Annotated in this window: 13 protein-coding genes and 2 tRNA genes; 10 read left to right on the forward strand and 5 right to left on the reverse strand. The window is 58.6% G+C overall.

Going from position 1 to position 12,156, the window contains the following annotated elements:
• Nucleotides 1–9: 9 nt before the first annotated feature.
• A complete protein-coding gene (locus tag ACR0LH_RS08165; RefSeq protein ID WP_480720456.1) occupies nt 10–1,146 on the forward strand; it encodes an alpha-hydroxy acid oxidase in 1,137 nt (378 codons plus the stop codon).
• Nucleotides 1,147–1,292: 146 nt separating this feature from the next.
• On the forward strand, nt 1,293–4,730 hold the full coding sequence (locus tag ACR0LH_RS08170; protein WP_480720458.1) for a pyruvate carboxylase: 3,438 nt from the start codon (nt 1,293–1,295) through the stop codon (nt 4,728–4,730).
• 52 nt (nt 4,731–4,782) lie between these two features.
• On the opposite strand, the gene ACR0LH_RS08175 is transcribed toward ACR0LH_RS08170, so the two are convergent.
• Both ACR0LH_RS08175 and ACR0LH_RS08180 read right to left on the reverse strand, forming a co-directional pair.
• A complete protein-coding gene (locus ACR0LH_RS08175; protein WP_480720459.1) occupies nt 4,783–5,736 on the reverse strand; it encodes a hypothetical protein in 954 nt (317 codons plus the stop codon).
• Between the two features lie 131 nt (nt 5,737–5,867).
• On the reverse strand, nt 5,868–6,251 hold the full coding sequence (locus ACR0LH_RS08180) for an MAPEG family protein (RefSeq protein WP_170695464.1): 384 nt from the start codon (nt 6,249–6,251) through the stop codon (nt 5,868–5,870).
• A gap of 214 nt (nt 6,252–6,465) precedes the next feature.
• Here ACR0LH_RS08180 and ACR0LH_RS08185 point away from each other — a divergent pair.
• The 3 genes from ACR0LH_RS08185 to ACR0LH_RS08195 all read left to right on the forward strand — a co-directional run bounded on the left by ACR0LH_RS08185 (nt 6,466) and on the right by ACR0LH_RS08195 (nt 7,602).
• Nucleotides 6,466–6,540, forward strand: a tRNA-Gly gene (locus ACR0LH_RS08185).
• Between the two features lie 36 nt (nt 6,541–6,576).
• Nucleotides 6,577–6,651, forward strand: a tRNA-Gly gene (locus tag ACR0LH_RS08190).
• Nucleotides 6,652–6,735: 84 nt separating this feature from the next.
• Nucleotides 6,736–7,602 (forward strand): GNAT family N-acetyltransferase, encoded by an 867-nt coding sequence (locus tag ACR0LH_RS08195; protein ID WP_170803644.1) that lies wholly within the window; start codon nt 6,736–6,738, stop codon nt 7,600–7,602.
• Here ACR0LH_RS08195 and ACR0LH_RS08200 read toward each other — a convergent pair.
• A complete protein-coding gene (locus ACR0LH_RS08200; RefSeq protein WP_170411035.1) occupies nt 7,599–7,838 on the reverse strand; it encodes an Lrp/AsnC family transcriptional regulator in 240 nt (79 codons plus the stop codon). The genes ACR0LH_RS08195 and ACR0LH_RS08200 overlap by 4 nt on opposite strands.
• 155 nt (nt 7,839–7,993) lie before the next feature.
• Here ACR0LH_RS08200 and hisB point away from each other — a divergent pair, with 155 nt between their 5' ends.
• Both hisB and hisH read left to right on the forward strand, forming a co-directional pair.
• Nucleotides 7,994–8,581, forward strand: a complete 588-nt coding sequence (gene hisB / locus ACR0LH_RS08205) for an imidazoleglycerol-phosphate dehydratase HisB (RefSeq protein ID WP_480720461.1) — start codon at nt 7,994–7,996, stop codon at nt 8,579–8,581.
• Entirely contained in the window at nt 8,582–9,220 is a 639-nt protein-coding gene (gene hisH, locus ACR0LH_RS08210) for an imidazole glycerol phosphate synthase subunit HisH (RefSeq protein ID WP_480720463.1), read from the forward strand.
• A gap of 3 nt (nt 9,221–9,223) precedes the next feature.
• Here hisH and ACR0LH_RS08215 read toward each other — a convergent pair whose 3' ends face one another.
• On the reverse strand, nt 9,224–9,625 hold the full coding sequence (locus ACR0LH_RS08215; RefSeq protein ID WP_170384421.1) for a DUF2147 domain-containing protein: 402 nt from the start codon (nt 9,623–9,625) through the stop codon (nt 9,224–9,226).
• Nucleotides 9,626–9,756: 131 nt separating this feature from the next.
• Here ACR0LH_RS08215 and hisA point away from each other — a divergent pair, with 131 nt between their 5' ends.
• Complete coding sequence (gene hisA, locus ACR0LH_RS08220) at nt 9,757–10,476, forward strand: 1-(5-phosphoribosyl)-5-[(5-phosphoribosylamino)methylideneamino]imidazole-4-carboxamide isomerase (protein ID WP_480720466.1); 720 nt, start codon at nt 9,757–9,759, stop codon at nt 10,474–10,476.
• 1 nt (nt 10,477) lies between these two features.
• Here hisA and ACR0LH_RS08225 read toward each other — a convergent pair whose 3' ends face one another.
• Nucleotides 10,478–10,924, reverse strand: coding sequence for a DUF302 domain-containing protein (locus ACR0LH_RS08225; protein ID WP_480720467.1), 447 nt, complete (start codon nt 10,922–10,924; stop codon nt 10,478–10,480).
• A 118-nt stretch (nt 10,925–11,042) separates the two neighbouring features.
• On the opposite strand from ACR0LH_RS08225, the gene hisF reads away from it, so the two are divergent.
• Both hisF and ACR0LH_RS08235 read left to right on the forward strand, forming a co-directional pair.
• The gene (hisF, locus tag ACR0LH_RS08230) at nt 11,043–11,804 is read left to right on the forward strand and encodes an imidazole glycerol phosphate synthase subunit HisF (RefSeq protein ID WP_480720469.1); all 762 of its coding nucleotides are present in this window, start codon (nt 11,043–11,045) and stop codon (nt 11,802–11,804) included.
• Nucleotides 11,801–12,118 carry a phosphoribosyl-ATP diphosphatase gene (locus ACR0LH_RS08235; protein ID WP_170384427.1) on the forward strand — a complete coding sequence of 106 codons (318 nt, stop codon included), beginning with the start codon at nt 11,801–11,803 and terminating at the stop codon, nt 12,116–12,118. The genes hisF and ACR0LH_RS08235 overlap by 4 nt, the downstream gene beginning before the upstream one ends.
• Nucleotides 12,119–12,156 lie beyond the last annotated feature (38 nt).

Consider the following 12,156-nt stretch of genomic DNA (forward strand, 5'->3'; position numbering starts at 1 on the left):
TCAATCCTTATGGACCTACACACCAGCTACCCCGGAATTGCCGACCTGAAACGCCGCGCCAAACGCAGGATACCACATTTCGTGTGGGAATATCTGGACAGCGGAACCGGGGCCGAAGCAACACTACAGCGCAATCGGGTCTCACTGGATCGTGTCGGATTTCTACCGTCGATCCTGCATGGTTCCATAAACTGCGACACGCAATGTCAATTCCTGGGCCAGACCTACCCTCTGCCATTTGGGGTCGCGCCAATCGGAATGGCTGGCTTGATCTGGCCCGACGCCGAAGGGTTGTTGGCGCGAGCGAGCGCAAAGGCTGGCCTGCCCTTTACCCTGTCAAACGTCGCCACCCAAAGCCCCGAGGACGTGGCCCCTCATCTAGGGCAGAATGCGTGGTTCCAGCTTTACCCGCCCAAAGACCCCGACATTCGCCGCGACTTGCTGGATCGTGTAAAGGCAGCGGGGTTTTCCACCCTTGTGATGACCGCCGATGTACCGGTCGCATCACGCCGCGAACGCCAAACGCGATCCGGCCTGACCAACCCACCAAAACTGACCCCGCGCCTGCTGATGCAGATTGCGCAGCGGCCCGCGTGGGCGATGGCCATGGCGCGCAGTGGACCCCCGAGAATGCGCACGTTGGACAAGTATACTGACAACTCCAGCAACCTGCCCCCGACAGCGCATGTCGGGTATCTGCTCCGAACATCGCCGGATATGGAATATGTGCATTGGTTGCGCGACGCGTGGGACGGCGACCTGATCGTCAAAGGCGTGATGAGGGCCGAGGACGCAGAGCCCCTCAAGAAGGCTGGCGTTGACGCGATTTGGATATCGAATCACGGGGGGCGGCAGTTTGACGGGGCACCTGCCGGTATTGAGGTCCTGCCAGCGGTCCGGGCAGCAACCGACCTGCCGCTGATCTTCGACAGCGGCGTCGAAAGCGGGCTGGACATATTGCGAGCGCTGGCTCTTGGAGCTGATTTTGTCATGCTGGGCCGTGGTTTTATGTACGGTTTGGCCGCATTGGACCAAAACGGACCAGCGCATGTGATCGACATTTTGCGGCAGGACCTGCAGGCGAATATGGGGCAGTTGGGGGCCGCAACACTGGAACAAATCCCACCGATCTTGACTCTGGATTGATGCCGCAGCGCAGCGCGTGTAGTAAGATAGCGCTAACAAAGGGCGTTTGCGAGCGTTAACATGCCGGTTCTACCCAGAACGACTGATATACGTGCGCGTATTGTCTGCCTATCAACACGGCCAAACAAGTAGGACCGGGACCTGACATGACCGACTTTACCAAGATCCTGATCGCCAACCGCGGCGAGATTGCCATTCGCGTGATGCGCGCAGCCAACGAGATGGGCAAACGCACCGTTGCTGTCTTCGCCGAAGAGGACAAGCTGGGCTTGCACCGTTTCAAGGCGGATGAGGCATATCGAATTGGCGAAGGGATGGGCCCGGTTGCGGCATATCTGAGCATTGATGAGATCATCCGCGTGGCCAAGGAATGCGGCGCGGACGCGATCCATCCGGGCTATGGCCTTCTGTCGGAAAACCCCGAATTCGTGGATGCCTGCGTCCAGAACGGCATCACGTTCATCGGCCCCAAGGCCGAAACCATGCGCGCCCTTGGAGACAAGGCCAGTGCCCGTCGCGTCGCGATCGAGGCGGGCGTGCCGGTCATCCCAGCAACCGAGGTGTTGGGCGATGACATGGACGCAATCCGGGCCGAAGCCGCCGAGATCGGCTATCCGCTGATGCTGAAAGCGTCGTGGGGCGGCGGTGGACGCGGGATGCGCCCCATCGAATCCGAGGCAGAGCTGGAAGAAAAAGTTCTGGAAGGCCGCCGCGAGGCCGAGGCCGCATTCGGCAACGGTGAGGGTTATCTGGAAAAGATGATCACCCGCGCCCGCCATGTCGAGGTTCAGATTCTGGGCGATAAGCATGGTGAGATTTATCACCTCTATGAACGCGACTGCTCGGTCCAGCGCCGGAACCAGAAGGTCGTGGAGCGCGCCCCTGCCCCGTACCTATCCGACGAACAGCGCGCGGAAATCTGCCAGTTGGGCCGCAAAATCTGCGCCCATGTGAATTACGAATGCGCGGGCACGGTCGAATTCCTGATGGATATGGAGACCGGCAAGTTCTACTTCATCGAGGTGAACCCCCGCGTGCAGGTCGAACACACCGTCACCGAAGAGGTCACCGGTATCGACATCGTGCAGGCCCAAATCCTGATCGCCGAAGGGAAAACTCTGGCCGAGGCCACCGGAGCCGCAAGCCAGTCGGATGTGCATCTGAACGGCCACGCGCTGCAAACCCGGATCACCACCGAAGACCCGCAGAACAACTTCATTCCCGATTATGGCCGTATCACCGCCTACCGCTCGGCCACTGGCATGGGCATCCGTCTGGACGGCGGCACGGCCTATGCAGGCGGGGTGATCACGCGGTATTACGACTCTCTGCTGACCAAGGTCACGGCATGGGCACCGACGCCACAAGCCGCGATTGCGCGGATGGACCGCGCCCTGCGCGAGTTCCGTATTCGCGGTGTCAGCACAAATATCGACTTTGTCATCAACTTGCTGAAACACCCGACCTTCCTGTCGAATGAATACACCACCAAGTTCATCGACACGACGCCGGACCTGTTCACCTTTAAACGCCGCCGCGACCGGGGCACCAAGGTTCTGACCTATATCGCGGATATCACCGTGAACGGGCATCCCGAAACCAAGGACCGCCCCGAACCCCGCGCCGACCTGAAAGAGGCCAAGCCCCCCGCGTTGAAGGGTGAACCCAAGATGGGCACCCGCAACCTGCTGGAACAGAAAGGCCCGCAGGCCGTGGCCGACTGGATGAAGGCGCAGCGGCAATTGCTGATCACCGACACCACCATGCGCGACGGGCACCAGTCGCTGCTGGCCACCCGGATGCGCTCGATCGACATGATCAAGGTGGCACCGACTTATGCGGCCAACCTGCCGCAACTGTTCTCGGTCGAATGCTGGGGCGGCGCGACGTTTGATGTGGCCTATCGGTTCCTGCAAGAATGCCCGTGGCAGCGTCTGCGCGACCTGCGCGAGGCGATGCCGAACCTTATGACTCAGATGCTGCTGCGGGGGGCGAATGGGGTTGGGTACACCAACTACCCCGACAACGTAGTGCAGGAATTCGTCCGTCAGGCGTCGCAAAATATCGACGTGTTCCGCGTGTTCGACTCGCTGAACTGGGTCGAGAATATGCGGGTTGCCATGGATGCGGTCGTCGAGAACGGTAAGATTTGTGAGGGCACCGTTTGTTATACGGGCGATATTCTGGACCCCGATCGCGCCAAGTACGACCTGAAATACTATGTCGGAATGGCGAAAGAGTTGCGGGATGCGGGCGCACATGTGCTGGGCCTCAAGGACATGGCGGGCCTGCTGAAACCGGCCTCGGCCCGCATTCTGATCCGCGCGCTGAAAGAAGAGGTTGGCCTGCCGATCCACTTCCACACGCACGACACCGCGGGTATCGCCAGCGCCACCATTCTGGCGGCGTCCGAGGCGGGCGTGGATGCGGTAGATTGCGCGATGGACAGCTTCTCGGGCAACACCTCGCAGGCGACGCTGGGCACCGTGGTCGAAGCCCTGCGCCACACCGAGCGTGACACCGGGCTGGACATCAAGGCCATCCGCGAGATCAGCGACTACTTTGAGGCCGTGCGTGGCCAATACGCGGCGTTTGAGTCCAGCCTTCAGGCCCCTGCGTCCGAGGTTTATTTGCACGAGATGCCGGGCGGTCAATTCACCAACCTCAAGGCGCAAGCGCGCAGCTTGGGGCTGGAGGAACGCTGGCACGAGGTTGCGCAGATGTATGCGGACGTGAACCAGATGTTTGGCGACATCGTGAAGGTGACGCCCTCGTCCAAGGTTGTCGGCGATATGGCGTTGATGATGGTCAGCCAGGGTCTGACACGCGATGACGTAGAAAGCGCGGATACGGATGTGGCCTTCCCCGACTCGGTCGTCGATATGATGCGCGGCAATCTGGGCCAGCCTCCGGGCGGGTTCCCCTATACGATTATCAAGAAGGTGCTGAAGGACGAAGCCCCCAACACCGACCGCCCCGGCAAAGATGTGCCCGCCGTCGATCTGGAAGCCACCCGCGCCGAGCTGTCAAAGCTGCTGGAAGGCAAGGAAGTCGATGACGAGGATTTGAACGGATACCTGATGTATCCCAAGGTGTTCCTCGACTATATGGGCCGCCACCGCACCTATGGCCCGGTCCGTACCCTGCCCACGCGCACCTTCTTCTATGGCATGGACCCGGGCGAAGAGATCACGGCCGAAATCGACCCCGGCAAGACGCTGGAAATCCGTTGTCAGGCCATCGGTGAGACCGACGAGAAAGGCGAGGTCAAAGTCTTCTTTGAACTCAACGGCCAACCACGCGTGATCCGGGTGCCGAACCGTCTGGTGACGTCGTCCACACAGGCCCGACCAAAGGCCGAGGCAGGCAACCCCAACCATATCGGCGCACCGATGCCGGGGGTTGTTGCGACCGTGGCCGTCTCTGCCGGGCAGGAAGTCAAAGAAGGCGATCTGCTGCTGACCATCGAGGCCATGAAAATGGAAACCGGTATACATGCAGAACGCGACGCGGTGGTTAAGTCGGTCCAAGTTCAGCCCGGCGGCCAGATCGACGCCAAAGACCTACTGGTCGAACTGGAATAACAAAAAAAGCGCGCCAACCGGCGCGCCCTTTCATTTTGTTTCATTACCAGTGTCAGCCGTCGATCACTTCTTCTTCGGTATTCTCTGGCAACGTTTGCACACCATCATCAATCGACACCTCGTATTCTTCAGGTGCAGGCAGGTCCAGAAGATCGTGCAGCTCGTTCAGCGCATCATCGCTCAGCTCGCGCCCACCTGTCAGTGTGTCCAAAGCCTCTTGCGGGTCAGTCTCGGCCAGCGTTTTTTCCGCTTCGTCCAAGGCCAGTTGAGCTTCTTCGACCGCCGCATCGTGCTTGTCCTGCGCGGTGAGTTCGGGGTTGTCCAAAAGCTCGTCTTCGGTCGGTGCGAATTTCGTTAGAACATCATCTTCATCCATGCCCAACAGGGTGTCCAATTCCATCTGTTTGTCCGAAAGATCCGTTGAGGCGTCCGTGTACCCAAGTATGCTCTGCTGATAGGTATACAGCTTGCCCGGCATGCTGTTGGGGGAAGCGTTCAAAAGCGCGGTCTGGCTGGCATGAGCGGCATTGAGCCCCTTGAGCTCAGAGGCGATCTTTCCGTGCTTATTTGGATGAATGTATTCTTCCTCCACAACGGCCGATTTCGTGACGACCTTCGTCGTCTTTTTGTTTCCCTTGACCAGATTCTCAAGAGTACCAAGCAGGCCGGGCTTGTTTTGACCGGAGGCTTGCGCCTTTGCTGATTTCTGCTTGTCCGTCTTCTTGAGGCCAATAGCGCCAAGCAAGCCTTTACCAGTCCCTTTGGACTTGGTTTCAGCACCTCCCTTGGCCTTCGCGCTTTTTTCGCCGGATTTGCCGCTGGACTTGCCACCAGCGTTTTCGCCTCCGTTGCCTTTACCACCCCCCTTGCCGCCGCCATTTTCGCCGCCATTGCCGTTTTTGGCGATGGCCGCTTCGGGGACAGCAATAACCGCGACAAAACTGGCCGCCCCAATCAAAAGAAAAGAGGTCGCCAAAACGCGCCCGATAGACACAATCCGTTTCATTTGTTCACCTGTCCCAGCTTCGAGTGGCAGCAAAAATCGGTCATTTGTGTGTGCAAAATCTCGATTACAGAGAGGTTAGTCACACAATCAGGCAGAAATGCGTCTTTTCTTTGTCATGGGGTGCGGCGCAATCAAAGCGCAAGAATCAGGTTTGCGACCGCCGAAACAAGAAGGGACGTAAAGGTTAGAACCATCCCGATCTGCCGCAAGATAACAACCTGAGGCGAGCGTCCAAAGCCATACGCGTGACATACGCGCCCCACCAACAGCATCAGTCCAAGAAAGTTTATCAACAGCCATCCACCGCCCTGCAGTTCGGCCATTGCTATCAAAAACAACGTAAAAGGCGCGTATTCAGCAAAGTTTCCATGAGTTCGGATCGCTTTGATCATTGGGTCTTTGCCGCCATCCCCATAAGAGATTCTGTTACTTCTGCGACGACCAATCACGCTGAAGCTCAATCCAAGATACAAAAAGGCAGCGAGAGAGGCGTAGATAGGTGTGATGGTTAGCATGCTGTCTCCGATTTCCAGTGCTTCCCGTTTGCGGGCACACGCTGTCTAGCGGATTTTGCTCAGCTTTTCAGGCTTGTTCGTGCAGATCGGTCTGTCTTGACGTTTGGTTAATAGAGATGATCACCACATCGTCGGGAAAGATTTTTTGCGAAAGACGCGTTTTTCCTCTTGCAGCTTTCCGCCAGAATTTATACTTCACGCCTCACTCAACGGCGCGGGCGTAGCTCAGGGGTAGAGCATAACCTTGCCAAGGTTAGGGTCGGGCGTTCGAATCGCCTCGCCCGCTCCATTGAGAGGTCTAAGGACCAACATATATGTATCTGATGCGGGCGTAGCTCAGGGGTAGAGCATAACCTTGCCAAGGTTAGGGTCGGGCGTTCGAATCGCCTCGCCCGCTCCAGATACGATTGTTTCCTAAACTTTTCTGGTTTCCGGAATGATGTTGCGCCATGCTAGTGGCGTTACCGATTTCAGGATTTTAACTATGTCAAATTATATTGTTCGCCCGCTAAGCGCTGCGGAATTACAGAATGCTGTGGATTGGTCTGGGCACGAGGGGTGGAACCCCGGCCATCACGATGCTCAATGTTTCCGGTCAATCGACCCCGAGGGTTATCTGGGCGGATTTCTGAATGGCGATATGATTTCATCCGTTTCAGCCGTTAACTATGACGATACGTTTTCCTTTCTTGGGCTATATTTCGTTCGCCCGGAATATCGCGGATCGGGCCACGGGCTTGAAATCGCTCAGCACGCATTGGCCCGTTGCGGGCGGCGCAATATGGGATTGGACGGAATTGCTGAGCTGCAAGACAGCTACCGCAAGTCAGGCTTTACATTCGCGCACAACAACTTTCGTTTCTGCGCAAAGGTTGCAGACATTCTGCCCAAGCTCGGTCAAGTCTTGGGGCGGGGCATTACAGCGGTGAACGACGCGCCAGATGCCCTGATTGCTTATGATCGCAAACTGTTCCCTGCCCCACGTGACGCCTTTTTGCAAAGCTGGCTGAGCGCGCCCAACCACGTTTCGCGGGTTTACACCGAAGCAGGGCAGATCAAGGGCTACGCCACACTTCGGCCGTGCCAGTCCGGGTTTAAAGTCGGCCCTTTGTTTGCCGACGACAGCGCAATCGCGCTTGCATTGTTGGCCAGCCTGCTGACAACCCTGCCGCTGGACAAGGGCCAGCACGAGGTTTTCATCGACATGCCTCAACCCAACGAAGCCGCATTTTCGGCGGCTGCGCTGCTTGGTCTTGAGAAAGTATTTGAAACGGCACGAATGTATTCCGATCACGAACCGGATATCGACATGAACCGAATCTTTGGCATTACCACGTTTGAACTGGGCTAAAATGCCTTGAAGGTCATCGTGGTCAGTGAACGCTCGATATTCGGGATCACCAGCAGATGCTCATTGATGAAATGACCCACATCTTCGGATTCGGGGATATAGAGCTTTAGCATCAGGTCATATTCGCCACTGGTCGAGTACAGTTCGGAGTGAATTTCGCGCAGGGCGATTTCCTCGGCCACCTTGTATGTTGTGCCGGGTTTGCAGCGGATCTGGATGAAGACGCAGGTGGACATGGGCCGGGCCTTGGTTGTTCAAGTTGCGTGCAGGCTGGCACGGCGTGACGCCCGGCGCAATCCCCTGCAACAGTTTGCGCAGAATGGCACGAGCGGTCTGGATAACCCCTCCCATCCGCGTCTATAAGCGCGGCTGTAGCAAAAGGAATTCGCCCATGCGCAGCGCAAAGATCAGCCGTCAGACCGCCGAGACCGAAATCTCGGTCGAGGTCAATCTGGACGGCACCGGCCAGTATGACAACCAAACCGGCGTCGGGTTTTTCGATCACATGTTGGACCAGCTTGCGCGCCATTCGCTGATCGACATGACGATCCGCGCAAAGGGCGACTACCACATCGACGATCACCACACGGTCGAGGATACCGGTATCGCGCTGGGTCAGGCTTTGACCGAAGCCCTGGGCGACAAGAAAGGTATTCGGCGGTATGGCGAATGTCACTTGCCGATGGACGACGCGCAGGTGCGCTGCGCGCTGGACCTGTCTGGCCGTCCGTTCCTGATCTGGAATGTGGACCTGCCCACACCGAAGATCGGCACGTTCGACACCGAACTGGCGCGCGAGTTCTTTCAGGCGCTCAGCACCCATGGCGGCATCACGCTGCATATCGACCAGTTGCACGGTTTCAACAGCCACCACATTGCCGAGGCCGCGTTCAAGGCGGTCGCGCGCGCGTTGCGTCTGGCGGTTGAAACCGACCCGCGCAAGGCCGATGCGATTCCGTCCACCAAGGGCGCGCTGTAAATGCTGACAGCCATTATCGACTACGAGAGCGGCAATCTGCACTCGGCAGAGAAGGCGTTTCAACGCATGGCGCGCGAACTGAATGCGGGCGAGGTCGTTGTGACCTCGGACGCTGACGTCGTTGCGCGCGCGGATCGTCTGGTGCTGCCGGGTGACGGCGCATTTCCCGCCTGCGCTGCCGAGCTGCGGGGCCACAAGGGTATCTATGACGCAATGGTCGAAGCGGTCGAACAAAAGGGACGGCCGTTTCTGGGTATCTGCGTTGGGATGCAGCTTATGGCCTCAAAAGGCCACGAATACGCCGAAGCGGACGGTCTGGGTTGGGTTGCCGGGGATGTGGTGCGGATCGCCCCTTCGGACAGCGCGCTAAAAGTGCCGCATATGGGTTGGAACGATCTGGTGCTCGAAAGTGACCACCCGGTGTTTGACGGGGTGAAGTCGGGCGACCATACCTATTTCGTCCACTCCTACCATTTCCGCGTCACCGATCCGGCGCAACGGCTGGCCTATGTGGATTATGGTCAGGAAGTCACGGCCGTGATCGGCCGCGACACGATGATTGGCATGCAGTTCCACCCCGAAAAAAGCCAAGATGTTGGCCTGCGTATGATCGGGAACTTCCTGAACTGGACGCCCTGAGCCTTACTGAACGCGGGTCCACGTCTGCCCACGGCAGACCAGACCGCCAGCAACACAGCCTTTTACGGTCAGTTGGTTCTGGCCGTTCAGCGACATTTTCGAGTTGTAGGTCTTGTCCTTGTCCGGGGCCCAGATTTTACCGCCGCCATAGGCTCCGTCACCCTCTGGGGTCATGTCCCAGATCATCTGTTTGCCCAAGTGCTCATAATCCAGCACCTGATCGCCCGAGCCGTCAAATGCGCTGTCGATGGTGCCGCAGGTCGCACTTCCGCAAGGCTGGATCGAAACCTGAAGATAATTGCCATCTTCATTCGGCTCGGTCTTCCACAGACCGTCAACCGGATCAGCCGTTGCCGCCGTGGAAAGAACGCACAGGGCTGCCGCTGCAATGATCGAATATTTCATGATGTTCTCCATTTGGTGGCGATACTGTGTCGCGCAGAAGGCCGTGCCGCAAGATTGACCCAGCGTCGCGTTGCAAACCCTGCCCCGCTTGTGCGATATCCCGCCGGAACGACCATGAAAGAAGGCCCAAAATGATCCTTTACCCCGCTATCGACCTCAAAGACGGCCAGGCCGTGCGCCTGCTGCGCGGTGAAATGGACAAGGCAACCGTGTTCAACGACGACCCGGCGGCGCAGGCCAAAGCCTTCGTCGACGCGGGATGTGACTGGCTGCATCTGGTTGACCTGAACGGCGCCTTCGCTGGCGAGCCGGTCAATGCGGCTCCGGTCGAGGCGATTCTGGCGGCCTGCAACGTACCCGCACAACTGGGCGGTGGCATCCGCGACATGGCAACGATCGAAACCTGGATCGAAAAAGGGCTGGCGCGGGTCATTCTGGGCACTGTGGCCGTTGAAAACCCTGATCTGGTGCGCGAAGCAGCACGCGAATTCCCCGGCAAGGTCGCCGTGGGCATCGACGCCCGCAACGGAATGGTCGCCACCAAAGGCTGGGCCGAAGAAACCGACGTGCAAGTCACCGATCTGGCCCGCAGCTTTGAGGACGCGGGCGTTGCGGCGATCATCTACACCGATATCAACCGCGACGGAGCCATGCAGGGGCCCAATATCGAGGCCACCGCCGCCCTTGCCCGGGCCGTGTCAATTCCTGTGATCGCGTCTGGCGGCGTCAGTTCCCTGGACGACCTGATTGCCCTGCGCGATTGCGGCGTGGAACTGGACGGAGCGATTTCCGGGCGCGCGCTTTATGACGGCGCGATTGATTTGGCCGAGGCCATCCGCGCCCTAGGCTAGGTTACTGCGCGGCCGCAGCGGTCAACTTGGCCAAAGCGCCGCGCATCTTGTCGATCACCGGTGATTTCTCGACCTCGTCTAGCTCATCCATCGTCTCTTTGGGGTCTTCGTAGGCCAGCCAAACCTGACCATCGGCGTCTTCGTATGCCTGAACCTTTAACGGCAGGAACAGGCCGGCCCTCGGGTCGATCTGCATCGCGGGTGTGCCAAGCGCTGGGTTGCCAAAGATCAGGACCTGATTGGCCGGGATCGGCGTGCCAACCTTTTCGGCACCGGCTGCATGGTCGACCCGGGCGAATACGGTCGCACCCGCATTGCCGACGGCTGCCTCGAGCGCGTCCAGCGCCTCGGCGACAGATTTGTCTGTAGGGATTTTGAAAATATCGTCTGCCATAGCGGACAGAGCGCCTCCGAAAGTCAGAAAAGTTGCCAGTATCAGATTGCGCATATCGGAATTCCTTTGTTGAATTTCACCCCAGTTTTCACAGCTTTGCGCCATGCGGCAATCACAAGTCTGGCATCGGCGGGGCTTTGCCGGTAGACGTGCCCGCAATAAAGGACACCACATGCTAAAAACCCGCATTATTCCCTGTCTGGACGTCGCCAATGGCCGCGTGGTCAAGGGCGTCAATTTTGTTGGCCTGCGTGATGCGGGCGATCCGGTTGAGTCGGCAAAAGCCTATGACGCAGCCGGAGCCGACGAGATCTGTTTTCTGGACATCCACGCCACCCATGAAAACCGGGGCACAATGTTCGATGTGGTCCAGCGGACGGCGGAGCAGTGCTTTGTTCCTCTGACCGTGGGCGGTGGTGTGCGCACCAAAGAGGACGTGCGCGCCCTGCTGCTGGCCGGTGCTGACAAGGTCAGTTTCAACTCGGCAGCCGTGGCGAACCCGGATGTGATCGCGGAATCGGCGGATCAATTCGGCAGCCAATGCATCGTCTGCGCAATCGACGCCAAAACTGTCAGCCCCGGCAAATGGGAGATATTCACCCATGGCGGCCGCAAGCCAACGGGTATCGACGCTGTGGAATTCGCGAAAACCGTGGTTGCCAAGGGTGCCGGTGAAATCCTGCTGACTTCGATGGACCGCGATGGCACGAAGGCTGGATTCAACCTGCCCCTGACCCGCGCCATTTCCGACGCCGTTGACGTGCCGGTCATTGCTTCTGGCGGTGTCGGTAATCTTGACCATCTGGTCGAGGGCGTGACCGAAGGCGGTGCAAGCGCCGTTCTCGCCGCCTCGATCTTTCATTTCGGCGAGTACACAATCCGCGAGGCCAAAGAACATATGGCCGCCGCAGGCATTCCGATGAGGCTGACATGAGCATCCTACAAGACCTGGCCACAACGATTGAGGCGCGCAAGGGCGCTGACCCGGACAGCAGTTGGACCGCTAAGTTGCTGGCAAAAGGCCCCGAAAAATGCGCCGAGAAGTTCGGTGAAGAAGCTGTCGAAGCGATCATCGAAGCCGTTAAAGGCGATCAGGCAAAGCTGACCTCCGAGGCTGCTGACGTGCTTTATCATCTTCTGGTTATGCTGGCCGCACGCGACGTCGCTTTGGACGACGTGCTGGATGAGCTGGCGCGGCGTCAGGGCGTCAGCGGTCTGGAAGAAAAGGCAGCGCGACCAAAGGGGTGACGCCTGCCCTCGCAATCTTTTAGTGTGTCCTTGGAAGG

Source organism: Ruegeria sp. CL6 (assembly GCF_056536465.1).